This window comes from Sinorhizobium terangae (assembly GCF_029714365.1).
GTDB lineage: Bacteria > Pseudomonadota > Alphaproteobacteria > Rhizobiales > Rhizobiaceae > Sinorhizobium > Sinorhizobium terangae.
In genome coordinates this window covers 394,884-418,684 of sequence record NZ_CP121660.1, presented here as the reverse complement: position 1 = coordinate 418,684, position 23,801 = coordinate 394,884, and the positions used below count along the sequence as shown (strand labels likewise).

The following is a 23,801-nucleotide window of genomic DNA, read 5'->3' as shown; positions in this document are numbered from 1 at the left end:
TAGCAATTTTCTTTAAACATAGGGAGCGATGTCATGAAGATACTCGTCACAGGGGGTGCAGGCTTTGTCGGCTCATTCTTATGCGAGAACCTTCACAAATCCGGACACGACATACGAATTTTTGATAATTACGAACCCCAAGTTCATTCTGGATCCCGAGGCAACCTTGACTCCCTGTTGCAGCCGAGCGGATTACCTGTGAAGGGAGTCGAGATCATTTTCGGTGACACTCGCAACCCTGCCCAACTCGACGCTGCTTTGAAGGACGTTGACGCCGTTGTCCATCTCGCCGCGCAGGTGGGGGTCGGCCAGTCGATGTACGAGATCCATCGTTATGTCGATCACAATACGGTTGGAACCGCGGTCCTTCTGGAACTGCTGGCCTCCCGCAAGCACAGCGTAAAGAAGCTGGTCGTTGCGTCGTCGATGTCGATTTACGGCGAAGGTGGAGCACGGTGCAGCCATTGCGGCGATATCACGCCGACTCTTCGTGAGGGGGAGCAAATGCGGCGTGGCGATTGGGAGGTGCGGTGTCCGATCTGTGATCGAACCGCAACGCCGATACCGACCAGCGAGACGAAGCCGGTCCTGCCGACGTCGATCTACGCCATTTCCAAGAGGGATCAGGAGGAAATGTGCTTGGTCGTCGGCAGAGCCTACGACATTCCCGCAGTGGCGCTGCGCTTCTTCAACATCTACGGTCCTCGACAGTCGCTGGGCAATCCCTATACCGGGGTCGCTGCGATCTTCTCTTCCCGTCTGCTGAACAACAATAGTCCGGTCGTTTTCGAAGATGGCAACCAGACGCGAGATTTCGTGCATGTAAAGGACATCGTACAGGCTATTTCGCTTGCCCTGGCAAAGGACGAGGCGAATGGCCATGTCTTCAATGTGGGCACCGGTCGCCCGACGTCGATTAAGGACGTCGCGATCATCCTCGCCCGGAACATGCGGCGCGATATCGCTCCCCAGATCGAGAACAAGTTCAGGGAGGGGGACGTCCGGCATTGCTACGCCGACATAAGCAAGATCCAGCGATGCCTCGGCTACAAGCCTACCGTCGAGCTCGAATCCGGCATCGAGGATCTGATCGCCTGGGCAGAAGAGCAGAAGGCGGACGACCGGTTCGAGCATGCAGCCGCCGAGTTGGCGAAAAGAGGGTTGGCCCGGTGATGGGCTCCATGAAGCTTTAGAGCGCGTTTGCGTTGGGGCGTGGATGTGGGCTCAGACTTTCGGTCGCTGGCAGGAGCCTGGTACTGCAATCCCGCTGCAAGCCGCTTCAGATGAGGTAAGCGTAATGGCGCGTCAATTTACTAATCGCGTATTGGTGACTGGAGGGTGCGGCTTCATCGGGTCGCATCTTTGCGAGCGATTGATCGAAGGCGGAGCGGACGTTCTGTGCGTCGACAATTTCTTTACCGGGTCGCGCGCGAACGTGGAGGAACTCCTTTCCCATCCGCGCTTCGAGCTGCTGAGGCACGATGTGACGATGCCCCTCTATGTGGAGGTGGACAAGATCTTCAATCTTGCCTGCCCGGCTTCCCCGGTGCACTACCAGTTCGACCCGGTGAAGACCACGCGGACGAGCGTGCAAGGGGCGATAAACATGCTCGGCCTCGCCAAGCGGCTGAAGATCAATGTTCTTCAGGCCTCCACGTCGGAAGTCTATGGAGACCCCTCCGTTCACCCGCAGACCGAGGATTACTGGGGCAACGTCAATCCTATCGGGCCTCGGTCTTGCTACGATGAAGGCAAACGTTGCGCCGAAGCCCTATTCTTCGATTACAGGCGGCAGCACCAAACGGCGATCAAAGTTGCGCGCATCTTCAATACCTATGGGCCTCGGACGCATCCGAGTGATGGCCGCGTTGTTTCGAGCTTCATCGTCCAGGCACTGCTCGATGCCGACATAACCGTCCACGGGAACGGCTCGCAGACCCGGTCCTTCTGTTACGTCGACGACACCGTTGCCGCCTTGCTGCGTTTGATGGATTCGCCGTTTGATGTGACCGGCCCCATCAATATCGGCAACCCCAACGAAATTTCCATGCGCGAACTGGCGGAACTGATCATCGATCTTACCGGATCCAGGTCGCGCATCGTGTACCGGCCATTGCCCCAGGACGATCCTTGCAGACGGCGCCCGGATATCTCGCGAGCAAAAGAACAGCTCGAATGGGCACCCAAGATCGGCCTGAAGGAGGGCCTGCTGAAAACGATCAACCACTTCAACGAGCTCCTGATGCGCCCCAGTTCCCGCACGGATCTCGGTGCCCTGTACGAGGCACATCATGCTTAGCAGACGGAGCCTGCCTGACGTCGCGGAATTGCGCGACTGCGCCTCGGACGAAGGGGCGCCACCGCCGGGTTCTCGGCTGCAATCGATGGGCCACCGGTCTGGTGAACCTCATGCCAGCGCAACACCTCGCCTTGGGCCCGACATCATGCGGCAATTATCTCTTTTGACGGGGTTTCTGAGAGCTGTTTTTGCCGTGCGCGTGCTGAGATACGCGCTTGTCGGGGGTTGCGCGGCGCTGCTGCAAGTGTGCCTGCTCACCTTGTTCATAGAACTGGCCGATATGAACGCCGTGGTGGCGTCAACGTTGGCGCTCTCGATCTCGGTCATGGTCAACTATAGTCTTCAGCACCGTGTGACATTCAGGTCGAAATCGAAGCACACCGTGGCGGCGCCACGTTTTGTCGTGCTGGCGCTCTGCACGCTGGCGGCGAACGCCGTTCTCTTCAACAGCCTTTTGGCTGTGCTGCCCTATATCGCGGCCCAGATCGTCACGCTCGGAGCGATCTTCCCCGTCAACTACTATTTGAATCGAACGTTGACATTTCGCATCTGACCGCCAATGCGGGGCTTTGCCGTTTCTTGCGAGCCGTTCGCCTGGAGGGAAACGACCAAACACCCAGCGAGCCGTTTGTCAGAAAACTATAATTGGAGGGATCCGTCCTAGACTATTTACAACCAGTTAATTACATGCTTTTTTATTACAGAATTCGAATATGCCAAGGACATTTTGCACCGTGACCTAATTAGTCGCGGTCGCTTATATTTTGTTGAAGTTAATTTATCTAGCCTCCCGAGCCAGTCAACGGGACAAGACCAATAGACCGCAACCTTCGGCCACCATCTAGTTTGTGGGGGAAAGGTGCAGGTCGTTGAGCCGGACGGTGAGGCTGACAGTTTTTCAGGAAGGGGCCTTCATGCTGCGTATACACACCGCTGCTAAGGCAGTTCGCGATCGTTTCTTGATGCTGCCATCGAAATTGCGGAGAGAAGAGGCGGGAAAAAGCACCGCCAAGATGCTGTTGGCGGTATGGGGTGCGGCGGTCGACATAGGCAGTCGACGCATCCGCGGCGCTGTTCGCAGCGTTCACAAATGTTCTACCCTGTACCTCGCCGATCTCGGATCAGCGGCCATTGCGCTCGCCGTGGCCCTGTTGTTGCGCTACGGCGTGGCCGAGCTCAAGACGAGACCGGAAACCGCCTCCGTCCTGTTATGGTCGGGCGCACAGTACCTCATCATCTGCGCACTCGTTTTTCCCTTGTCCGGACTCTACAGCCGAAACTGGAAGTACGGTTCCATTTCTGACCTTTTCATCATACTTCGCGCGGTACTCCTGACATCCCTGCTGCTTGTTTCGCTCCTATTCTTCTCCACGAGGCTGACTGACATTCCACGGACCGTCGTGCCGATGCAGTCACTGCTACTGATCGCATTCCTTGCCGCAGCACGGCTGAGTTTTCGCGCTGAGGAGATCCCGCTGGCGCGGCCCGTTTTCAGGAACGGACGCAACAAAGGGGCAGATAACGATCACCGCATACCGTTGTTGCTCGTCGGCGCCGGCGACGCGGCCGACCTCTATTTGCGGGCGCTCGCACGCGATCCCAACGCCACCTATGTGCCGGTTGCCTGCCTTGACAGGAATGAGGACCAGATCGGCATGAGCCTGCGCGGCGTACCGATTGCGGGACGCATCGAGGATTTCGAGCAGGTGGTGGCGGATTTGCAGCAGCTCAACAGGCAGCCGCGTCACGTAGTCTTCACGGAAGCCCCCGCGGCGTTCGGCGAGGAGGCATCGGATAACCTCCTGCGGTCCGCCGAAAGACTTGGGATCGCTGTCTCGCGCCTGTCGCAGATGACCGAACTCAAGCGCGCAAAGGGCGACAACCCCTACGAGCTGCGGTCCATCGAACTGACCGACCTCCTGGAGCGGCCCCAGGCGTCGCTCGACCGCGAGGCAATCGGGCGCCTCGTTCGCGGCCGGCGCGTGCTCATCACCGGGGCAGGAGGTTCGATCGGCAGCGAACTGACGACGCAGGTCGCCGCCTGCGAACCGGCGGAACTCGTGCTGATCGACAACACAGAATACAATCTTTACGCGATCGACATGGCCCTGAACGAGAACTTCCCGGCCGTATCCCGGTGGAGTTACCTCTGCAGTGTCCGCCGCAGTCAGAGGGTCGAGGAGATCTTCGCTCAGCATCGACCCGAGCTGGTCTTTCATGCAGCGGCGCTGAAACATGTGCCCATGGTGCAGTTGAATCCCTGCGAGGGCGTACTCACCAATGTCATCGGCACCATGAACGTCGCCAATGCAGCGAAGAAATACGGCACGCTCGCCATGGTTCAGATCTCGACCGACAAGGTCGTCAATTCGACGAGCGTCATGGGCGCGACAAAACGCCTGGCGGAACTCTATTGCCAAGCGCTCGACCTGAACGGTCTCGAGACCGGCCGGGGGCCGCGTTTCATGACGGTTCGTTTCGGGAACGTGCTGGGGTCGAGCGGTTCGCTGATCCCGCTCTTCAAGCGCCAGTTGGCCAGGGGCGGGCCGCTGACGGTAACCGATCCGAACATGACACGCTTCTTCATGACGATCCGCGAGGCCGTCGAATTGACTTTGCAGGCTTCCGCTTACGGTTTCGAGAAACAGCTCGGACAGGGCGAGATCTTCGTCCTCGACATGGGCGAGCCGATCAAGATCATCAATATCGCCCGCCGCATGATCCGGCTGGCCGGTTTCACGCCGGATCAGGATATCGAAATCAAGATCATCGGTTGCCGCCCGGGCGAAAAGCTCTTCGAAGAGCTGTTCGACGAAACCGACAAGCGCATCAACTCGCCGGTCCCGGGTGTCCTCGGAGCCGTTCCGGAGCCTATCCCATTGCCGACGCTGAGGGACGCCTTCGCACGCCTGCAGCGCCATTCGGAGCGGGGCAACGAGGCGGACGTCGTGGCGGTCATGCGCGAGCTGCTCCCACGATATGTGCACGATGCTGATCGCAAGCCCGCGGCCGCGAGTAAGCGCCTGCCGCGGCGGCCGAAGGACCACATCAAGGCCAAGGCGCGCGGATCGCGATCCGGCTGCCGCAAGGGCACCCGCGCAGAGTTCCGCTCTCCGGGCAGTTAAGGGATAACGGGCGCGATTGGTCAGGGCGGATCGTGCAATTGAGATGTGGTGCCTGCGATGCTGCCTTGCTCAGAAACGATGTCGCGGTCAGATTTTGCAGGCCGGGACGCGCACCACTCCCCTGGCTGCGAATACGGCCACGCCGCGAAGCAGGAGAGCCAGGCGCGGATACTCGTCTCAATGCTCGAGGTGGAGTCGAATCCGGGAGGTAGGTCTTGAACCTTGTTGAGCAGGTTTCGCGCACCGCAACCGAACAAATTGCGGGCCAGTCGGCAAGACCCGCCGACGCAGCATACCCGCCCCGGCAGAAACGCGTGATTGCCGTCGTCGCCAGCTTGACGGCATCTCTCGTGATCTTTCGGCTCGAATTGCTGAGACGGATGGTCGCCGCCGGCCATGACGTCATCGCCTTCGCTCCCGAAAACGACCAGCGAGTGGAGCGGGAGCTCGCTGAAATCGGTGTTCGCTTCGTTCGCATTCCGATGGCCCGGACCGGTCTTAACCCGCTTGAAGACATCCGCACCTTTTGGTCGCTGCGGCAACACTTCAAGCGGCTGAAGCCGGACATGGTCCTTCCCTATACGATGAAGCCGATCATCTATGCGGGCCTCGCCGCCCGGACGCTCGGAATCAAGGAGCGGTGTTTCCTCGTCACGGGTCTCGGCCACGTCTTCTCCGACGCCGGCGGTCGCTCGTTCAAAGCTTTGGCCGTTCGCCAGCTATGCGTCCGGCTATATCGATCGGCGCTCAAGCGCGCGAGGGTTGTGTTTGTCTATAACGACGCCGATGCCGAGGACATTCGCCGCTACCGGATGCTTGGAGACGGCATATCACCGACGATGATTTCAGGGTCCGGCGTCGATTTGAAGCATTTCGCCTACGCGCGAGCGCCCCGCGGCGGGCCTGTCTTCCTCATGATTGCACGGTTGCTGCGCGACAAAGGCGTCGTCGAATATATCGAAGCCGCGCGGATCGTGCGGCGCACTTTTCCTGAAGCCAGGTTCCAGCTGCTCGGCCATTTCGATTGCAATCCGACGGCAATCTCGCGCGAGGAAATCGAAGGCTGGGTGGGCGAAGGGATCCTCGAATATCTCGGCACCACCAATGACGTGCGGCCCTGTCTGTCAGCCTGCAATGTTTTCGTCCTGCCTTCCTACTACCGGGAAGGTATTCCCCGGAGCATCCTCGAGGCGCTGGCGATCGGAAGGCCGGTGATTACGACGGACCTGCCGGGCTGCCGCGACACGGTGCAGCCGGGTGTGAACGGCATGACGGTGAAGCCGCTCGACATCGTCGCGCTCGCCGATGCGATGGCGTCCTTTGCCCGCGATCCGGACTTGGCGGAAAAGATGGGCAAGCGCTCGCGGGAGCTCGCAGAGACCAAATTCGACGTGCACATGATCAATCGGACGCTGTTCGCCGGCATGCGCTTAACCGAGTGACGCGAGTTCCATGACGCAGTTGATCTACCCGTTGAGAGACGCATGGGCATCGCCGAACACAGAGCCGCCGCGATGATGATGCATGTCATTACCAACTTCACCGCCAGCGCCGGCGCCGAGACCATGCTGGCGCGTCTCCTGCGCGGTGCGACCGACGAGCGCATCATCGTCGTTTCGCTCATCGGCGTGTCGGATCGCAATCGCAATCTCGCCAACAATCCGAGAGTTATCTATGTGCCGCTGGCGGCCGGCTCCCTCGCCGCCCTTCCGGGCGCAGTCCTCACGCTCGCGCAACTCATCCGCAAGGAGCGGCCCGACGCAATCCTGTGCTGGATGTACCACGCGATGATCGCCGGCATGATCGCCGCGCGCATGGCCAGGTGTGAAGCACCGGTTTACTGGAACATTCGCCAGTCCCTGGATGATCCCGCTTCGCTTACGCGCAGTTCACGCCTCGCAATTGCGGGCGCAAAGCTGCTGTCGAACCAACCGGCCGGCATCATCTACAACAGCACGCGCGCCCTGGAGCTACATCGGGCTTACGGCTATGTAAACCGGAACATGGTTGTCATTCCGAACGGCTTCGAGTTGCCGCGGATCGGTCCCCCAGAGGCGACAACCGCCCGCCGGATCGGCATCGTCGGTCGATTTCATCCGCAGAAGGATCACGGCACATTCTTCAAAGCCGTGGCCGCTGTTCGCGACACGCATCCGCACGCACTCTTTTCTGCGGCGGGCAATGGGGTTTCCCGCGACAACCGCGCTGTCGTCGACCTGATGGCGGAAGCGGGTTTGCCGGAACATGCCGTCGATCTCAAGGGTGAGATCTCCGACATGCCTTCCTACTACCGCAGCATCGACGCCTTGGTGCTGTCTTCGAGGACCGAGGGTTTTCCCAACGTGATTGCAGAAGCGATGAGCTATGCCAAGCCGATCGTCACGACGGACGTCGGCGATGCCGCCGCCGTCGCGGGAAAGGCCGGCATTGCCGTACCTGCACGCAACCCCGAGGCACTCGCCAAGGCGATCCGCGAAATCCTTGACCTCTCGCCGACCGAATATGCCCGCTATGCGCGCACCGCCCGAGAGCGGGTCGAAAACGAGTATGCGATCAATGCGATCAGGGAAAAATATGCAGAGTTTCTAATGCATTAAAGCAGACTCTCGCATGCAATCATCGTCCATCGATTCATTGCATTTCCCGGTAAAATTGCTGAATCTTAAAGAAATGATGTTCGCTTTTCCCGTCTTGAGCGCAGTTGAGGAGCGTTGAAATATTCTAAGATAAGTAGTATCATTAACTTTTCCACTGTAAAATACTGCGTCTTCTGCGTCGATGGGCGTCTTTGAGGCTGGGATCACTTTTGCGCCCCATTCTCAAATTATCGGCCCTCCTGCAACAGCTAGGAGATGATGATGATTTTTAAAGGAACCAGTCTGTCCGACACGATCCGCGGCGCTCTCAGCGACGACGAGCTTTGGGGCTATGCCGGCGATGACTATCTCGACGGCGGAGCAGGCAACGACAAGATCTTCGGCGGCCTTGGTAACGATTACATTGTCGGCGGCGACGGCGACGACTATGCCGACGGTGACGACGGAAACGATCGCTTTGCCGGCGGCTTGGGTAACGACACACTCAAGGGCGGACTAGGAAACGACATCTTTGACGGCGGCGATGGCAGCGACATCCTGGATGGCGGCGACGGCCATGACCAGATCCTTGGCGGTCGCGGACACGACAAGATCTTTGGCGGCGCAGGCGAGGAATACATCGATGCGGGCGAGGGTGATGATATCATCTACGCCGGCTCAGGAAATGACGGGTTCAACAATCGCGTAAATCCGGCGACCGGAAAGGTCACGCAGCAGGCGGTCGGCGGCGGCGCCGGCAATGACAAGATCTACGGTGAAGAGGGCAACGACGTTCTCAAAGGCCAGTCCGGCAATGACCGGGTCGATGGCGGCATCGGCGATGACATCGTTGATGGTGGCGATGGGAACAACTACCTGGACGGCGGGGACGGGAATGACATTCTCGACTCGGAAACCGGCATAGACGAGGCCCATGGCGGAGCCGGCGCTGACAGGATCGAGGTCGGCGCCGGGAACGATCTCGCGTACGGGGACGCCGGCAATGATGCCATCTCGGGCGAAGCCGGGGACGACGTCCTCGACGGTGGCATCGGCAACGACACCGTTTTTGGTGGTGATGGCAACGACACGGTTCGCGGCGATGCGGGGAGCGACGTTCTCCTTGGCGAAGCTGGAAGCGATATCCTATGGGGCGGAGCGGATTCCGACCGCTTCGTCTTCAAGGCGACGCCGGCGCTTAGTGGCCAAGACACCGTCATGGATTTCCAGGATGGCGTCGATTTCCTGGTTATCGAAAAACTCGGGGTTACCCAGTATTCCAGCTCCGGCGCCAATGGGACCGTGTATGCCTACGACACCTCCGGCGGCGACGTGCTGATAAAGGGTCACGACTCTGCCGGTCACGCGTTTTCGATTCTCGTGGACGACCCCAACGGCACCCTCAGCGCCGCCAATTTTTCGAGAAGCGACTTCCTCTTCGCCTGATGCAGATCGGCAGGAAGCTCTGAACAACAGGAAAATTCGGAAAAAGCGGTACGCTTGAACGGGAAGTCGCCACACGGCGACTTCCCGTTCGCCGTTCAGGGCCTCACCCGGTCCTCGCCTCAGCTTCGAGCGGAGCACTATTCTTGACTGCTGGCGCTCTGGAAGTCCGAAAACCCTGTCTCTGCTTTCCATGCTTCAATGCCTTGGCGGAAAGAGCGCGGGATGTATCCTAACTGGTCAACCGCCTTTGCCACGTTCAAAGCAGCAAAACCCATCATGGTCTCATCCGACCTCGCGCCTTCAACGTTGACGAGATCCGGGTCCGCTCCAAGCGCGTCGGCGATGATTTCTGCCGCTTCCAGCGACCTGCAGGCCTGGCCGCTGCCCGCATTAAATATCCCCGCCTGTTCCTTCTCGACCGCCGCCAGAGCAAGCGAGATGACGTCGTCGACGTAGACAAGATCGACGCGATATCGTCCCCCATCCCGTATGGCCACAGGGCGCCCACTCCCGAGCGTGCGGATGAACGTCGGTATCATCCCCGAGCCATGCATACCGGGACCATAAACGGATGCGAGGCGAAGCACCGTTACCGGCATGGTGTTTGCCGTTCCGAAAGCCAGCAGGCAAATTTCCGCCGAGAGCTTGCTCGCCAGGTAATAACTGGCGCGATGCACGGGAAAGGCGGCGCTTGTCTCCGACGCCGACTCGGAAGCGGGCGTGTAAACCTGTCCCGATCCGAAAAACACAAACCGCTTCACGCCCTGCGAGGCGGCATCCATCGCGAACCGCAAGGCACCGTTGGTGTTGACCTCGAAGCATCTCGCGGCCTGACGCGGATCGCTGAAATCGGCTGGAATATAAGCGGCAAGATGGAAAACCGCGTCCGCTTGCGTCACCGCCGGCAATGGGTCACCAATCGACCATTTCTCGATCTGCAAACGAGAGCTTTTTCTCCACGTCACACGATCCGGGTCGCGCGCAAGGGCGATGACCTGGTACCCTTTTGAAAGTGCCTGACCGATCAGTCTCGAAGCGATAAAGCCTGTCGCGCCGGTAACAACGAGCTGCATCTGTGTCGAACCTCGCCTTCCCGTGCTGGCCGCCTAGACTTCTTCCTGCAGCCGCCCGGTGGCCGTGATCAATTCGCCGGGTCTTACGACGGTCTCCGACCAGTGCCGCAATATCGTCACCGGCATGATGTCCGGCTGCTCGACTGGCTCGCCAAAAAGGATATGCCGGATCGACATCTCCACCTCGTTGAACCCTGCATGGATCCGGACTGCCGTGGTGCCCGAAAACCGCGCATTGATCTCGAAAATGCGGGGAAAGCCATCGTCCAGACGAAACTGAAAGTTCGCCGGACCATAGGCGCCAAGAGCGTCGGCTGCCTCTGCCATTGCCTTGTTCAAGGCGGGAAAGGGCTCGGCAAAGGCCCTGTAGGTGTTGCCGTCCCGAAGGTCTCTTCGCATGACGATTGTCGCGCGGCATTTTCCATCGAAGGTCAGCGTGCCGGCGGTATACTCGGTCGCATCCGAGCCGACATATTTCTGGATAACGATGTCGGGCTGCTCGGCTATGGCTCGCCTCAATTGCTCCCGGTTGCGTACGACGCTGAAGCCGATTGACCTGGCGCCGACCCGGGGCTTGACGACGAGGGGAAAGCCGCACCGTTCGATCAGCGTCTCCTCATCACCCGGCAAACACGAAGGAACGAACCCCAGTCTCCGCTCCCGGAGGAACTCGGAGGTGAGCCATTTGTCGTTCGCGATCGAGACCACATGCGGCGAACTGATGATCACCTTGGTTCCGTAGGCCCTCTCGATCATCTCGCGGTTCGCTGCAAGGATTGGCAGCTCCACATCGGTTCCGGGGATGAGGATGTCGGGCCGCTCGGCACGCAGCAGCTCGCCCAGGCTGTCCAGATATTCAGGGTCCTTCGCCATCGGGACGAGGTAGGCGACATCGCCCCAGTACAGGCCGGCCGAGAGCGGGCTCGGGTCGCCGACGATTATCGTCGCCTTCAGGGTCGAACGCCGCAAGGCGCGAATGATGCCTTGCCCAAGGAGGGCGCCTGCACCCGTGATGAACACCTTCATGATCGCCCTACCCCCAGTTCAATGAGCTGATCCCTGCAGCGGCCCAATTCGCTCAACTTGTGCGCATCAGAACCGATCGAAACAAACGGGTTGACCTCTTCGCACAAGGCCAGAAATGCCGGCATATCGACGAGATACGAGGAGTTGATCTCGATCGCGATCCCCCGCTCGAGCGTCGCCGTCATCAACGCGCGAAAATATGACTCCGGAAACCGGCCATGCCGCCTCAGGCTCATGCCACCCGGGTGACCAAGCACGTCGATCGGCGCACTTGCGATCATTCCCATCGACAGCCGGAATTCGATTTCGGACGTCTCATCGAATGACAGTTGTTTGAAATCCAGATAACCGCCGTGGCCGTCCGGGAATCGGTGAACGACGCCGAGAACGATGTCGCACGCGTCAAGCACGGACTGCGACACATCCAGCCGGCCATTGTCGTCCATGGCTTTCGTTTCACAGCCGACATAGACGCGCAAATCATCAAACCGGCGCGCAGCGGAGAGAATCTCGGCCTTGAAGTCAGGAAACCACGAGGTGTCTTCTCGGACGTGCTCCGTGAAGGCAAGCTCAGCGAGACCGCGTTGCTTGGCCGTTTGCAGGATCTCAAGCGCCGTCGCCTGCCCATCGGTCCAGCTGGTGTGGACCTGCAGCTCGACATTCAAGTGCTCTCGGCTGAGATCCCGAAAACGACAGAACACAGGCTTGCCAGTGCGCGTTTTCCCTTGCCCGTCCATGCTTTACCGTGCCCTTCGCCAAATATTCCCGGTGGACGTACCAACTGTCGATTCTCCGGCCAAATACGTGAGGGCCATGGGCCTTCAGCATTGGACAGGCGGAGCGGTGGACATGTCCGCCCAGGCGATGAAATGCGGGTTTGCAAAGTCGCTATCGCTGTCCTGCCTCGTCTTGCCATAGAGCAGGCGCGAGCCATCCAACCGCACCACCGATCCGCCCGCGGCCTTCAGCACCGCATCGCCGGCCGCCGTGTCCCACTCCATCGTTCGGCCAAAGCGCGGATAGACGTCGGCCTTGCCTTCGGCGAGCAGGCAGAACTTCAGCGAAGACCCGACCGACGCAAAGTCGGTCACGCCGTGACCGGCTAGGAACGCCTCGGTCTCGAAACTTCCGTGCGAGCGGCTGGCAACGGCCGTCAGCGCGGCGCCGCGCGTCCGCACCCGGATCGCCTGCCTCTGCTCGACCTTCCAATCTTGGCAAAGGAGAAGCTTTTGCGCCCGGCCAGCATCGGCGACATAGGCGCAGCGCTGCGCAGGCGCATAGACTATGCCCGCGATCGGCACATTCCCCTCGATGAGAGCGATGTTGACGGTGAAGTCGTTGCGTCGGTTGATGAACTCCTTCGTCCCGTCGAGCGGGTCGACCAGAAAGAAGCAGCCGCTGCTGATGTCGGGAACGCGACCCGACGCCACCGCCTCTTCGGCAACGACGGGAGTGTGCGGAAAGGCGGCCGCCAGCCTGTCGAGGATGATGGCTTCGGCTCGTTCGTCCGCCTCGGTGACGGGCGACTGGTCGTCCTTGTAGGAAACATTGGGGCCGGCGTCATAAACATCGAGAATCGCCGCTCCGGCGTCGAGCGCAATGCGTTCAAGCACTTCGCAAAGGGGCGTCATTTGTCCTCCATCAGCCGGTCGAGGAATTCCTCGATCTCAAGCGCCAGATCGATCGGCTCATGGCCGACCGTCCGCAGATGCAATTCCGGATTCTCCGGGGCCTCATAGGGCGAGGACACGCCGGTGAAGTTCGCGATCTTGCCGGCGAGTGCCTTCTCGTAGAGCCCTTTCGGATCGCGCCGCGCACACTCATCGAGCGGGGTATCGACGAATATCTCGATGAACTCGCGCTCGTCCATCAGTTCTCGCGCCATGCGGCGTTCGTCGCGGAACGGAGAAATGAAGGAGACGAGCACGATCAGGCCGGCATCGGCCATGAGTTTGGCGACCTCGGCCACGCGACGGATGTTCTCGACGCGATCCTCCTCGGTAAAGCCGAGGTCCCGATTGAGCCCGTGGCGCACGTTGTCGCCGTCGAGCAGATAGGTGTGCTTGCCGCGCGCATGCAGGATCCGGTCCAGCGTGTTCGCGATCGTCGACTTGCCGGAACCGGAAAGGCCGGTGAACCAAAGCACGGCAGGGCGCTGGTTCTTCATCGCGCTGCGCGCGCCCTTGTTCACCTCGAGCGCATGCCAATGGACGTTGTCGGCGCGGCGCAGCGGGAAGTCGATCATCCCGGCGCCGACGGTTGCGTTCGTCACCCGATCGACGAAGATGAAATTGCCTGTCGACCGGTTGTCATTGTAGGCATCGAAGGCGATCGGCGTCTGCGTCGAGATGTTGCACACGCCCACTTCGTTCATCTGCAGCGACTTCGCCGCCTCGCGGATGAAGCTGTTGATGTTGACCTGGTGCTTGAGCGTCGTGACGGTCGCGCTGACGCTGTCCGTCTCGGTCCTGAGGATATAGCTGCGCCCGGGCATCATCGCATTGGCGTCGAACCAGATAACATGCGCCTGGAACTGGTCCGCCACGAATGGTCGCGAGCCGGGGGCGACGAGCATGTTGCCGCGCGAGGCGTCGACTTCGTCCGAAAGCATGAGCGTTACAGCCTCGCCCTCCCCCGCCGTCTTGAGGTTGCCGTCATAGGTGACGATCGCCTTGACCGATGAGCGTTGCCCGGATTTCGCGACGACCACCGGATCGCCGACCGAGATCCTGCCGGACGCAACCTGTCCGGCATAGCCGCGGAAATCCGCATTCGGCCGCATGACCATTTGGACCGGGAAACGGAACGGCTTCTCCCGATCGGTCGGGTCGAGTTCAACCGTCTCCAGATAATCAAGCAGAGCCGGCCCCTTGTACCAGGGCGTGTTCGCGGAAGCCGAGATGACATTGTCGCCGTAACGGGCGGAAATCGGGATCGGCCGGATACTGGCAAAGCCGAGTTCCTTGGCAAAGACCAGGTAGTCTTCGACGATCTCGTCGAATACCTGCTGGCGGAAATCGACCAGGTCGATCTTGTTGACCGCCAGCACGACATGCCGGATGCCGAGCAGCGACGCGATATATGAATGGCGCCGTGTCTGCTGCAGAATACCCTGGCGGCTGTCGATCAGGATGATGGCGAGATCCGCGGTCGAAGCGCCGGTCACCATGTTGCGCGTATATTCCTCGTGGCCGGGCGTATCGGCGACGATGAACTTGCGCTTCGACGTGGCGAAATAGCGGTAGGCGACATCAATTGTGATGCCCTGTTCACGCTCGGCCTCGAGCCCATCGAGAAGCAGGGCCAGATCGATCTCCTTCCCGTTGGCGGCGCCTGGACTGCCGACGCGGCCGAGATTTGCCAACTGATCCTCGAAGATCAGCTTCGCATCGTAAAGCAAGCGTCCGATCAGGGTCGACTTGCCGTCGTCGACAGAGCCGCAGGTGATGAATCTCAGGATCGACTTGTTGTCGTGCTCGGCCAGATGCGCCTCGATGTCATGCGGCGGCATGGTTTGAAGATACGACATCAGAAGTACCCCTCCCGCTTCTTTTTCTCCATCGCCCCGACCTCGTCCGTGTCGATCAGGCGACTCTGCCGTTCGGACGTGCGCACCGTGAGCATTTCCCGCAATATGTCCGGAAGCGTGGCAGCCTCGGATTCAACCGCCCCGGTCAGTGGGTAGCAGCCAAGCGTGCGGAAACGCACCAGGCGCTCCTCGACCGCCTCGTCGGGCTGGATCGGCATGCGGTGATCATCCACCATGATCAGCATGCCGTCGCGCTTCACCACCGGCCGCCGGGCTGCGAAATAGAGCGGCACGATCGGTATGTTCTCGCGCAGGATATACTGCCAGATGTCGAACTCGGTCCAATTGGAAAGCGGGAAGACCCGCATCGTCTCGCCCTGGCCGACCCGCGTGTTGTAGGTCTTCCACATCTCGGGGCGCTGGCGCTTGGGGTCCCAGCCGTGCTGGGCGCTGCGGATGGAGAAGATGCGCTCCTTGGCCCGCGACTTCTCCTCGTCGCGCCGTGCTCCTGCGAGCGCCGCGTCGAACCCGTATTTCTCCAGCGCCTGCCTGAGCGCCATCGTCTTCATGACGTGGGTATGGATATTGGATCCGTGCGTGAACGGCCCAATGCCCTGATCGATCCCGTCCTGATTGACATGCACCAGAAGGTTGAACCCAAGCTCGCGTGCCATCCGGTCGCGAAACTCGATCATCTCCCGGAACTTCCATTTGGTGTCCACATGGAGAAAGGGAAAGGGCGGCTTGGCCGGATAGAACGCCTTCATCGCCAAGTGCAGCAAGACCGATGAGTCCTTGCCAATGGAGTAAAGCACGACCGGGTTGGAAAACGTTGCAACGACTTCTCGAATAACATGAATTGCTTCGGCTTCAAGCCGCCGAAGATGGGGAAGAGACATGTCGCAATCCCTCTGATTTTAAATAATATAAATTCTTGTATGCGATAAAAAAGTTGCCGCCGCCACGGGTTTGCAGGCGCGACCAAATAATGAGTCCAGCAGATAAACATTGTCCCGCCGACTAGGCGGCATTTAAGCGCCATATTGCTATTATTTCAAGTAATAATAGCAATCCTGCTCTTCGCGAGGCGGGTGCGAGACGTCGGCCTCGTCCTATTCCAGTCAGACCGCACCCGCCGTGCGTGTCTTCAGGATCGCGGAAAAACGAGGATCGAAAGTCCGGCTGATCGGCTCGGCAGCGGCACCGATGGCCACCGCCCAGGGATCCGTAAAGCCCAGTTGCAGGCGCGGCATGTTGCGTGCGCGATGCTCGGCGATCGAAGGCAGCAACGGATGGATGGCCTCGATCAGCAGGCGGGCGAGGCCCGGCGGCATGCCGCCACACAGGATGATGGTTTGCGGATCAAAAATGCTCTCCAGCGCCTGAACAGCCGCCCGCAGCTCGAAGGACACGTCGCCGACCCATGCGGTGACGCGTGCGTCCGGTGCGCCGGCGCTCTCGTCGATCCGGCGATAAAGATCGGGATCGGCGGGATCGAGACCAAGGATCTTGCTGAGCGATGCAATCGAAGCGCGGTGTTCGAGCGGGGCACGCTCAATGCCGGAAGCCGCGCGCGGCTGGCTCAAGATCATGCCGATCTCGCCGGCATTGCCGTTGGCGCCGCGATAGAGCTCGCCGTTGAGGATCAGCCCGGCCCCGAGGCCATAGCCAAGATAGATGCAGATCGCCTGATCGACCCCGTGCGCCGCGCCAACCATCTTCTCGGCCGTCGCGGCCGCGGCTGCATCGTTCTGCAAGCGCACGTCAAGACCGGTGCCAACTGACAGTGTTTCCAGGAGAGGGAAATTCTGCCAGGCCGCCATCATCCAGGGATCGTCAGCGTCCGCATCGATGCCGAACGGCCCGGGCATCGCCACGCCGAGGCCGACGAAGCGATCCTCGGATTCAGGCGCGATCGCCGCCAGGTCACGACGGGTCCTGGCGATCAAATCCAGGATGGTCTTAACTCCCGTCTCCGGGCCACCGGCAGGCAGGTTCGCCTCGCCCCGCGCGAGCACGGTGCCGACCAGATCGACCGCGATCGTACGCGTGACGTGCCGGTCGATCTGCAGGCCGATCGCGAAGGCGCCTTCGGGGACCAGACGATAGGGCGTTGACGGCTGCCCCCGGCCCCTGCGCACGGCGGCGAGGGACGTAACCAGGCCGTCGCTTTCGAGCTCCTCGATGATGTTTGAAACGGTCTGCTTGGTAAGCGCCGTCGCCCGCGCCAGATCGGCGCGCGACAATTGCCCATTCAACCGCAAGGCATCGATCATCACGCGGCGATTGTGCGCGCTGGTCCCCTCCTGATTGGTCCCGCTCTTGGCCCGGATGGAGCGCATCTCGTTCATCCACAAATCCCGCTTGACACTGTTAGAATATTGGCGAAGAAATAAGTCAAGACAATTGACTTAATAGGAGGTCGCAAGAAACCTCGGGGGAACGAAGGCGGCGGTGCTATGCTGCCGCAAACGCTCCGATTGATTTGTCGACGGCCGCCGCGTTCGCGGCGGGGTTCACCGCATCCGGCGCGCCGATGAGCGCCCGGAGCTGAAAGATCGGTTATGGAGGCAACAATGTTGAAATCCACGCGCAACGCATTGCTTGGCGCCGCCCTTGTCGGAATATCCTTCAGCGACCAGGCCTATGCGGAAACGACGCTGAACGCGCTATTCATGGCTCAGGCCGCCTATAGCGAGGCCGATGTCCGCGCCATGACGGAGGCCTTCACCAAGGCGAATCCGGATATAAAGGTCAACCTCGAATTCGTCCCCTATGAAGGGCTGCATGACAAGACCGTGCTGGCGCAGGGCTCCGGCGGCGGTTACGACGTCGTTCTCTTTGATGTCATCTGGCCGGCCGAATACGCCACCAACAAGGTGCTCGTCGATGTCACCGACCGCATCACCGACGAGATGAAGAAAGGCGTCCTGCCGGGCGCCTGGACCACGGTCGAATATGATGGCAAGCGCTATGGCATGCCGTGGATCCTCGACACCAAATATCTCTTCTACAACAAGGAGATCCTGGAAAAGGCCGGCATCACCGCACCACCGAAGACCTGGGACGAGCTTGCCGAACAGGCAAAGACGATCAAGGACAAGGGACTGCTCGCAACACCGATCGCCTGGAGCTGGTCGCAAGCCGAAGCCGCGATCTGCGATTACACGACGCTGGTCAGCGCCTATGGCGGCAAGTTCATCGACGGCGGCAAGCCCGCCTTTACCACCGGCGGCGGTCTCGATGCGCTGAACTACATGGTGACGAGCTACACCTCCGGGCTCACAAATCCGAACTCCAAGGAATTCCTTGAGGAGGATGTGCGCAAGGTGTTCCAGAACGGCGAGGCCGCCTTCGCGCTCAACTGGACCTATATGTACAACCTTGCCAACGATCCCAAGGAAAGCAAGGTGGCCGGCAAGGTCGGCGTCGTGCCGGCTCCGGGCGTCGCCGGCAAGAGCGAGGTTTCGGCCGTCAACGGTTCGATGGGCCTCGGCATCACCTCGACCAGCCAGCATCCGGAAGAGGCATGGAAATACATCGTCCACATGACCTCGCAGCCGACGCAGAACGCGTATGCGAAGCTCAGCCTGCCGATCTGGGCCTCGTCCTACGAGGACGCCAGCGTGACGAAAGGCCAGGAAGAGCTGATCGCGGCGGCCAAGCTTGGCCTCGCGGCCATGTATCCGCGGCCGACGACGCCGAAGTATCAGGAGCTTTCGACTGCCCTGCAACAGGCAATCCAGGAGGCGCTGCTCGGCCAGACTTCCGCCGAAGACGCCTTGAAGACGGCTGCCGAGAACAGCGGCCTCTGAGAAGGCCAGCGTCACGTTCCGGGCCGGTCGCTCGGAACGTGACCTACACCTGCGGCCTCTTGGAAGCCCTCGGCACAACCGAAACATATGAATCGCATGAAACGGCCCTGACGGCCGCAAGGGTCTTCATCCGATGCCCGGTACCTGGATAACAACACGCGCGTGGCTCCTGATGCTGCCGCTGCTCGTGGTCATGATCGCCGTCATCGGCTGGCCATTGGTCGATACGGTGCGGCTCTCCTTCACCGATGCGAAACTCGTCGGCACTGCTGGCGGTTTCGTCGGCCTCGACAACTACGCAAAAATGGTCGGCGGGTCGAACTTCCAGCGGGCGCTGATCACAACCACATGGTTTGCGGTCGTGTCCGTCGCCGCCGAAATGGTGCTGGGCGTGCTCGCCGCGCTCCTGCTCAACCAGCAATTTCGCGGACGCACGGCGCTCAGAGCCTTGATGATCCTGCCTTGGGCGCTGCCGACGGTGGTCAACGCCACGCTCTGGCGGTTGATTTACAATCCGGAATACGGCGCCCTCAATGCGGCGCTCACGCAGCTCGGCCTTCTCGACAGCTATCGCTCGTGGCTCGGCGAGCCAGGTCTGGCATTGGCGGCGCTGATCGTCGCCGATTGCTGGAAGAATTTTCCGCTGGTGGCGCTGATCGCGCTCGCTGCACTTCAGGCGGTCCCCCGCGACATCGCTGCGGCTGCACTTGTCGACGGCGCGGGCCCGCTCAATCGCTTTCGCTACGTGATCATGCCCTATCTCGCAGGCCCGCTGCTGGTGGCGCTGGTGCTGCGCACGATCGAGGCCTTCAAGGTCTTCGACATCATCTGGGTGATGACGCGCGGCGGACCGGCAAACAGCACGCGCACGCTCTCGATCCTCGTCTATCAGGAGGCCTTCTCCTTCCAACGGGCGGGTTCCGGCGCATCGCTCGCGCTCATCGTCACGCTGCTCGTGACCATTCTCGCGGTTGCCTATGCGGCGCTGCTTCGCAAGGCGGCGGGAGCATCGTGATGGAACGCCAGAACCGGCTCTTCATCGCCTTCGTCTATCTGAGCGCGCTGCTGCTTACGATCGTCATCCTGGCGCCACTCGCCTGGCTCTTCGTCATGAGCATCTCGTCGGCCGCCGACCTTGCCGCCAAGCCGCTCAACTGGTGGCCGGACGAGATCGATCTTTCGCGCTACCGCGCCCTGCTGTCGACGATCGAGAACAGCGCCGGCGCCGCCTTCGTCGCCTCGCTGCTCAACAGCCTGAAGGTCGCCGGCATGGCGACACTCGCCGCGGTTACCGTCGCCATTCCCGCCGCCTGGGCGGTGTCGCGCACGGCCACGGTCTCCTGGTCACTCTATGCGGTGATCGCCACCTATATGTTGCCGCCCGTCGCGCTCGCGGTGCCGCTCTATATGGGGCTTGCCTATTTCGGCCTGCTCAACTCGGTGTTCGGATTGGCGCTCGTCTATCTCACCATCCTCGCACCCTTCACCACCTGGCTCTTGAAATCGGGCTTCGATTCGATACCGAGGGAGATTGAAAGCGCCGCCATGATCGACGGCGCACGGCTCGACCAGATCCTCAGGCTACTGACACTGCCGCTTGCCGCCCCGGTGATGGCGACCTCCGCGCTCTTTGCCTTCCTACTCGCCTGGGACGAATTCTTCTACGCGCTGCTCTTCACCTCCGACCTGCGCGCCAAGACGCTGACTGTCGCCATAGCGGACCTCGCCGGCGGCCGTGTCTCCGACTACGGATTGATCGCCACCGCCGGTGTGCTTGCCGCCCTGCCCCCGGTGCTGATCGGTCTTGTCATGCAACGGGCCCTGATTTCCGGGCTCACCAGCGGCGGCGTCAAAGGATGATCATGAAGGCTTCCAAGCAAAGGCCCGCCGGGCTCATCGCGATCGACAAGGAAATGGCGCGCCAGCATGCCGATGCCATCGCCTCCTATGAACAGTCGGCTGCTCTGGCGCGGAAAATTGCCGCGTCGCTGAGATCGACAGGCCGCCTCCTGCTCCTGGGGATGGGCGGCTCGCATGCGGTCGGGCGCGCCGTCGAGCCGCTCTATCGGGCACTCGGCATCGAAGCCGTGGCGATCCCGCTTTCCGAACAGCTCGGCCAGCCGTTGCCAATCGAGGGGAAGACCGTCCTGATCACCTCTCAATCGGGCGAAAGCGCCGAGGTGCTGCGCTGGTTCAAGGAGACCAATGGCGGCACGGCCGATACGTTCGGACTGACGCTGGAAGGCAATTCCTTTCTGGCGCGCACCGCGCCATCGCTGATCGGCGCCGGCGGCACGGAGCAGGCGTTTGCCGCGACCCGCAGCCTGACGATCAGTTTCGCGCTGCATCTTTCAGTCCTGGCCGCCCTCGGGGATGACCCGGCCGGCGCGCTTCACGCACTTCGCGAGCCGGAAGCCCCGGCGATCGACGAAGCGCTTGCCGCACTCGCCGGCGCGCGCGCGGTGGTCACCTCCGGCCGCAGGTTGCAGGGCCTTGCCGAGGCGATCGCGCTCGGACTTACCGAGCTGTCGCGCCTTCCCTGCTTCTCGCTAGAAGGCGGACAGCTTCGCCACGGCCCGATGGAGATGCTCGGCCCATCTGTCGGGGTCGTACTCTTCCGCGCCAGCGACCCAACGGCAGGTCTCGTGGCCGCGATGGCGAGCTCCGCTGCAGAAGCGGGCTCTCCCGTGATCGTCTTCGATGCGTCCGGCGAACCGCTGGTCGAAGGGGTCACGACCATCCGTTTCGAGCGCGCCGCAGGCCTGGCGGCGGTCTTTGCCATGTTGCCGGTTGCACAGTCGTTGATGCTCGCCTTCGCGGATGCGCGCGTCGACAATGCCGGCACGCCGGTGCGCTCCACCAAGATCACCCGGAGCGAATGACGCCATGCGCCCGCTTGCAGTCATCGGCAACGTCAACATCGACCTGATCCTCGGGCCGGCCGAGCCGTGGCCGAAGGCTGGCACGGAGATCATCGTCGATCATGACGAGCTGCGCGTCGGCGGCTGCGCCGGCAATAGCGCACTTGCCTGGGACTCGCTCGGCGTCGGCTACGCGATTGCCGCGAATGTCGGCAATGACCAGTTCGGCACCTGGCTGAAGGAGGCCTTCGGCGTGCGCGCGCGGGAATGGCCGGTCGAAACCGTGGGCACGACGCTATCGGTGGGGATTACCCACCCGGACGGCGAGCGCACGTTCTTCACCACGCGCGGCCACCTGCCGCTCTTCAGCTTCGACGAAGTTCGCACGATGCTTGACGGCGAGCGCCTTCGCGGCGGCTTTGCGCTGCTTGCGGGCTCGTTCCTGACCGACGCCCTGACACACGCCTATGACGAATTATTTGACTGGGCGGATGCGCATGACATTGCGGTCGCGCTCGACACTGGCTGGCCGCTCGGCGGCTGGACCGAGGCGAACGAGCGCAAGACCCTCGACTGGCTGAAGCGCTGCCATTGCGCGCTCTTCAACGAGGTCGAGACGACCACGCTGACCGGCGAGACTGACCCCCGCGAGGCCGCCCGTCAGCTGAAGGCAGAGATGCCGTCCGAAGCGATCGTCGTCGTCAAGCGGGGGGCCCATGGTGCGCTTGCCCTCGACAAGACCGGCGCGGAATATTCGGTTCCCGCGCCTCGTGTCGACGTCGTCGACACGATCGGCGCCGGCGATGTCTTCAATGCCGGCTTCCTGGCCGCGCTTGCCGCCGATTTGCCGCTCGAAACCTGCCTGAGGGTCGGCGTCACCGTCGCCTCCGAGGCTATCTCCACGCTGCCGCGCAGCTATGGCAAACCCCTTTCGGCCTTCGTTGAGGAGACCAGGAAATGAGCGCACTCGAAATCCGCGACATCCACAAGCGCTACGGCGAGGTGGAGACGCTGAAAGGCATCGACATCGCGCTTGAAAGCGGCGAGTTCCTGGTGCTCCTCGGCTCCTCCGGCTGCGGCAAGTCCACCCTCCTGAACATCATCGCCGGGCTTGCAGAGCCAAGCCGCGGCGACATCCGCATCGGCGAACGCTCGATCCTGGGCCTGCATCCAAAGGACAGGGACATCGCCATGGTGTTCCAGTCCTACGCGCTCTATCCGAACTTGAGCGTCGCCCGCAACATCGGCTTCGGCCTTGAGATGCGCAAGGTGCCGGCGGCCGAGCGCGAAACGGCGGTGCGCGAGACGGCACGGCTTCTTCAGATCGAAAATCTTCTCGACCGCAAGCCGAGCCAGCTTTCCGGCGGCCAGCGCCAGCGCGTTGCAATCGGGCGGGCGCTGGTGCGCAATCCGCAGGTCTTTCTTTTCGACGAGCCGCTGTCGAACCTCGACGCAAAGCTGCGCATGGAGATGCGCACCGAACTGAAGCGGCTGCATCAGATGCTGAAGACGACCATCGTCTACGTGACCCACGACCAGATCGAGGCGATGACGCTTGCGACCCGCATTGCCGTCATGCGCGACGGCCGCATCGAACAACTCGGCACGCCCGAGGAAATCTACGACCGGCCGGCATCGCTCTACGTCGCCGGTTTCGTCGGTTCGCCGCCGATGAACATTCTCGACGCGGAAGTGGCTGACAAGGCTCTGAAGATAAGCGGCTCCGAGGAGATGCTTCCGCTGCCCGCAGTTCTCAGAAGTGCCGCGGCGGCGGGCCGGCGCGTCAAGATCGGCATACGGCCGGAGGCGCTGCGGCTCGCAAGCGCCGACGCGCCGGGCGTCCACTTCAAGGCGCACGTCGAGGTCATGGAACTGACGGGACCGGAGCTGGTCACGACGGCAAAGCTCGGCGAACAGACGATCACCGCCTGCCTTCCGCCGCGCACGCGTTTTGGCGCCGGGTCACAGCAACTCTTCTCCTTCGATGAGGCGGCGCTGCATCTCTTCGATCCCGAAACGGGCGCTCGTTGCTGACGGCGTGAGAACCGCCG

At 61.4% G+C, this 23,801-nt stretch carries 20 protein-coding genes; 13 read left to right on the top strand and 7 right to left on the bottom strand.

The window, feature by feature from the left end:
* The first annotated feature begins 33 nt into the window (after positions 1–33).
* The 7 genes from QA637_RS20695 to QA637_RS20665 all read left to right on the top strand — a co-directional run bounded on the left by QA637_RS20695 (position 34) and on the right by QA637_RS20665 (position 9,446).
* Positions 34–1,173 (top strand): NAD-dependent epimerase/dehydratase family protein, encoded by a 1,140-nt coding sequence (locus tag QA637_RS20695; protein ID WP_153439875.1) that lies wholly within the window; start codon positions 34–36, stop codon positions 1,171–1,173.
* A gap of 124 nt (positions 1,174–1,297) precedes the next feature.
* Complete coding sequence (locus tag QA637_RS20690) at positions 1,298–2,299, top strand: UDP-glucuronic acid decarboxylase family protein (protein WP_283067288.1); 1,002 nt, start codon at positions 1,298–1,300, stop codon at positions 2,297–2,299.
* 85 nt (positions 2,300–2,384) lie between these two features.
* On the top strand, positions 2,385–2,852 hold the full coding sequence (locus QA637_RS20685) for a GtrA family protein (RefSeq protein ID WP_283066591.1): 468 nt from the start codon (positions 2,385–2,387) through the stop codon (positions 2,850–2,852).
* A 460-nt stretch (positions 2,853–3,312) separates the two neighbouring features.
* Entirely contained in the window at positions 3,313–5,424 is a 2,112-nt protein-coding gene (locus QA637_RS20680) for a polysaccharide biosynthesis protein (protein ID WP_283067286.1), read from the top strand.
* A 215-nt stretch (positions 5,425–5,639) separates the two neighbouring features.
* Entirely contained in the window at positions 5,640–6,866 is a 1,227-nt protein-coding gene (locus tag QA637_RS20675; RefSeq protein ID WP_283066590.1) for a glycosyltransferase family 4 protein, read from the top strand.
* A 72-nt stretch (positions 6,867–6,938) separates the two neighbouring features.
* Positions 6,939–8,021 carry a glycosyltransferase gene (locus QA637_RS20670; protein ID WP_283067285.1) on the top strand — a complete coding sequence of 361 codons (1,083 nt, stop codon included), beginning with the start codon at positions 6,939–6,941 and terminating at the stop codon, positions 8,019–8,021.
* Positions 8,022–8,282: 261 nt separating this feature from the next.
* The gene (locus QA637_RS20665; protein WP_283066589.1) at positions 8,283–9,446 is read left to right on the top strand and encodes a calcium-binding protein; all 1,164 of its coding nucleotides are present in this window, start codon (positions 8,283–8,285) and stop codon (positions 9,444–9,446) included.
* Positions 9,447–9,583: 137 nt separating this feature from the next.
* On the opposite strand, the gene QA637_RS20660 is transcribed toward QA637_RS20665, so the two are convergent.
* The 7 genes from QA637_RS20660 to QA637_RS20630 all read right to left on the bottom strand — a co-directional run bounded on the left by QA637_RS20660 (position 9,584) and on the right by QA637_RS20630 (position 17,425).
* On the bottom strand, positions 9,584–10,519 hold the full coding sequence (locus tag QA637_RS20660) for an NAD-dependent epimerase/dehydratase family protein (protein ID WP_283066588.1): 936 nt from the start codon (positions 10,517–10,519) through the stop codon (positions 9,584–9,586).
* 33 nt (positions 10,520–10,552) lie between these two features.
* On the bottom strand, positions 10,553–11,545 hold the full coding sequence (locus QA637_RS20655) for an ATP-grasp domain-containing protein (RefSeq protein WP_283066587.1): 993 nt from the start codon (positions 11,543–11,545) through the stop codon (positions 10,553–10,555).
* Positions 11,542–12,282, bottom strand: coding sequence for a PHP domain-containing protein (locus QA637_RS20650; RefSeq protein WP_283066586.1), 741 nt, complete (start codon positions 12,280–12,282; stop codon positions 11,542–11,544). Before QA637_RS20650 ends, QA637_RS20655 begins: the two co-directional genes overlap by 4 nt.
* An 84-nt stretch (positions 12,283–12,366) precedes the next feature.
* The gene (gene cysQ / locus QA637_RS20645) at positions 12,367–13,176 is read right to left on the bottom strand and encodes a 3'(2'),5'-bisphosphate nucleotidase CysQ (protein ID WP_153439883.1); all 810 of its coding nucleotides are present in this window, start codon (positions 13,174–13,176) and stop codon (positions 12,367–12,369) included.
* On the bottom strand, positions 13,173–15,074 hold the full coding sequence (nodQ, locus tag QA637_RS20640) for a bifunctional sulfate adenylyltransferase/adenylyl-sulfate kinase NodQ (RefSeq protein ID WP_283066585.1): 1,902 nt from the start codon (positions 15,072–15,074) through the stop codon (positions 13,173–13,175). Before nodQ ends, cysQ begins: the two co-directional genes overlap by 4 nt.
* Positions 15,074–15,973 (bottom strand): sulfate adenylyltransferase subunit CysD, encoded by a 900-nt coding sequence (gene cysD / locus QA637_RS20635; protein WP_153439885.1) that lies wholly within the window; start codon positions 15,971–15,973, stop codon positions 15,074–15,076. The genes nodQ and cysD overlap by 1 nt, the downstream gene beginning before the upstream one ends.
* A 222-nt stretch (positions 15,974–16,195) precedes the next feature.
* Positions 16,196–17,425: an ROK family transcriptional regulator gene (locus QA637_RS20630; protein ID WP_283066584.1), complete on the bottom strand. Its 1,230-nt coding sequence runs from the start codon at positions 17,423–17,425 to the stop codon at positions 16,196–16,198.
* A 225-nt stretch (positions 17,426–17,650) separates the two neighbouring features.
* On the opposite strand from QA637_RS20630, the gene QA637_RS20625 reads away from it, so the two are divergent.
* From QA637_RS20625 to QA637_RS20600, 6 genes are all read left to right on the top strand, one after another.
* Positions 17,651–18,889 carry an extracellular solute-binding protein gene (locus tag QA637_RS20625; RefSeq protein ID WP_283066583.1) on the top strand — a complete coding sequence of 413 codons (1,239 nt, stop codon included), beginning with the start codon at positions 17,651–17,653 and terminating at the stop codon, positions 18,887–18,889.
* Positions 18,890–19,022: 133 nt separating this feature from the next.
* Complete coding sequence (locus QA637_RS20620) at positions 19,023–19,904, top strand: carbohydrate ABC transporter permease (protein WP_153439888.1); 882 nt, start codon at positions 19,023–19,025, stop codon at positions 19,902–19,904.
* Positions 19,904–20,749, top strand: coding sequence for a carbohydrate ABC transporter permease (locus QA637_RS20615; RefSeq protein WP_283066582.1), 846 nt, complete (start codon positions 19,904–19,906; stop codon positions 20,747–20,749). The genes QA637_RS20620 and QA637_RS20615 overlap by 1 nt, the downstream gene beginning before the upstream one ends.
* The gene (locus QA637_RS20610; protein ID WP_283066581.1) at positions 20,746–21,771 is read left to right on the top strand and encodes an SIS domain-containing protein; all 1,026 of its coding nucleotides are present in this window, start codon (positions 20,746–20,748) and stop codon (positions 21,769–21,771) included. Before QA637_RS20615 ends, QA637_RS20610 begins: the two co-directional genes overlap by 4 nt.
* A 4-nt stretch (positions 21,772–21,775) precedes the next feature.
* Complete coding sequence (locus QA637_RS20605; RefSeq protein WP_283066580.1) at positions 21,776–22,711, top strand: carbohydrate kinase family protein; 936 nt, start codon at positions 21,776–21,778, stop codon at positions 22,709–22,711.
* On the top strand, positions 22,708–23,784 hold the full coding sequence (locus QA637_RS20600; protein ID WP_283066579.1) for an ABC transporter ATP-binding protein: 1,077 nt from the start codon (positions 22,708–22,710) through the stop codon (positions 23,782–23,784). Before QA637_RS20605 ends, QA637_RS20600 begins: the two co-directional genes overlap by 4 nt.
* The last annotated feature ends 17 nt before the right edge of the window (positions 23,785–23,801 follow it).

What these genes read in the sequence shown, in the direction of transcription:
- QA637_RS20695 (WP_153439875.1), top strand. Translation starts at nt 34, where the DNA reads ATGAAGATACTCGTCACAGGGGGTGCAGGCTTTGTCGGCTCATTCTTA.
- QA637_RS20690 (WP_283067288.1), top strand. Translation starts at nt 1,298, where the DNA reads ATGGCGCGTCAATTTACTAATCGCGTATTGGTGACTGGAGGGTGCGGC.
- QA637_RS20685 (WP_283066591.1), top strand. Translation starts at nt 2,385, where the DNA reads ATGGGCCACCGGTCTGGTGAACCTCATGCCAGCGCAACACCTCGCCTT.
- QA637_RS20680 (WP_283067286.1), top strand. Translation starts at nt 3,313, where the DNA reads ATGCTGTTGGCGGTATGGGGTGCGGCGGTCGACATAGGCAGTCGACGC.
- QA637_RS20670 (WP_283067285.1), top strand. Translation starts at nt 6,939, where the DNA reads ATGATGATGCATGTCATTACCAACTTCACCGCCAGCGCCGGCGCCGAG.
- QA637_RS20665 (WP_283066589.1), top strand. Translation starts at nt 8,283, where the DNA reads ATGATTTTTAAAGGAACCAGTCTGTCCGACACGATCCGCGGCGCTCTC.
- QA637_RS20660 (WP_283066588.1), bottom strand. Translation starts at nt 10,519, where the DNA reads ATGCAGCTCGTTGTTACCGGCGCGACAGGCTTTATCGCTTCGAGACTG.
- QA637_RS20655 (WP_283066587.1), bottom strand. Translation starts at nt 11,545, where the DNA reads ATGAAGGTGTTCATCACGGGTGCAGGCGCCCTCCTTGGGCAAGGCATC.
- QA637_RS20650 (WP_283066586.1), bottom strand. Translation starts at nt 12,282, where the DNA reads ATGGACGGGCAAGGGAAAACGCGCACTGGCAAGCCTGTGTTCTGTCGT.
- cysQ (WP_153439883.1), bottom strand. Translation starts at nt 13,176, where the DNA reads ATGACGCCCCTTTGCGAAGTGCTTGAACGCATTGCGCTCGACGCCGGA.
- nodQ (WP_283066585.1), bottom strand. Translation starts at nt 15,074, where the DNA reads ATGTCGTATCTTCAAACCATGCCGCCGCATGACATCGAGGCGCATCTG.
- cysD (WP_153439885.1), bottom strand. Translation starts at nt 15,973, where the DNA reads ATGTCTCTTCCCCATCTTCGGCGGCTTGAAGCCGAAGCAATTCATGTT.
- QA637_RS20630 (WP_283066584.1), bottom strand. Translation starts at nt 17,425, where the DNA reads ATGAACGAGATGCGCTCCATCCGGGCCAAGAGCGGGACCAATCAGGAG.
- QA637_RS20625 (WP_283066583.1), top strand. Translation starts at nt 17,651, where the DNA reads ATGTTGAAATCCACGCGCAACGCATTGCTTGGCGCCGCCCTTGTCGGA.
- QA637_RS20620 (WP_153439888.1), top strand. Translation starts at nt 19,023, where the DNA reads ATGCCCGGTACCTGGATAACAACACGCGCGTGGCTCCTGATGCTGCCG.
- QA637_RS20615 (WP_283066582.1), top strand. Translation starts at nt 19,904, where the DNA reads ATGGAACGCCAGAACCGGCTCTTCATCGCCTTCGTCTATCTGAGCGCG.
- QA637_RS20610 (WP_283066581.1), top strand. Translation starts at nt 20,746, where the DNA reads ATGATCATGAAGGCTTCCAAGCAAAGGCCCGCCGGGCTCATCGCGATC.
- QA637_RS20605 (WP_283066580.1), top strand. Translation starts at nt 21,776, where the DNA reads ATGCGCCCGCTTGCAGTCATCGGCAACGTCAACATCGACCTGATCCTC.
- QA637_RS20600 (WP_283066579.1), top strand. Translation starts at nt 22,708, where the DNA reads ATGAGCGCACTCGAAATCCGCGACATCCACAAGCGCTACGGCGAGGTG.